Annotated in this window: 1 protein-coding gene; it reads left to right on the forward strand. The window is 75.6% G+C overall.

From position 1 onward, the window contains the following. Nucleotides 1–431 (forward strand): hypothetical protein (locus B8460_RS22610; RefSeq protein WP_048863406.1); only part of this gene is annotated, 431 nt, incomplete at both ends.

Below are 431 nucleotides of genomic sequence, written 5' to 3' on the forward strand. Positions count from 1 at the left end.
GCCTGTGTCGCGGCAATCTCGTCGGCAACGGCAGCGCGGCGCTGATGCGCCGGGCGGCGGTGCTGGACGCCGGCGGCTACGACGCCACCCTGCGCGCGCGTGGCGCGCAGGGGTGCGAGGATCTGCTGCTGTATTGCGCGATCGCGGCCCACCACCGCGTCGCCGTGGTGCCGGAGATCCTCACCGGCTACCGGCAGCACCCGGACAGCATGTCGCGCGACCTGGCGCAGATGATGCGGTCCTGGCGGCTCGTCGCGGCCGAACTGCGGCGCCGTCACCCGGGACGGGTCCAGGACATCGACGCGGGCGAGGCCTTCGCCGCCGGCTGGCTGTTTCGCCGGGCGCTGCGCGCCGGACGCCTGCGGGATGCGGTCGACATCGCGCGCGGCGGCGGTCTCGCGCCCGGCGTCGCCATGCGCGAGACGGCATCC

Origin of the sequence: Acidisphaera rubrifaciens HS-AP3 (assembly GCF_000964365.1) — a bacterium.
Classification (GTDB): domain Bacteria; phylum Pseudomonadota; class Alphaproteobacteria; order Acetobacterales; family Acetobacteraceae; genus Acidisphaera; species Acidisphaera rubrifaciens.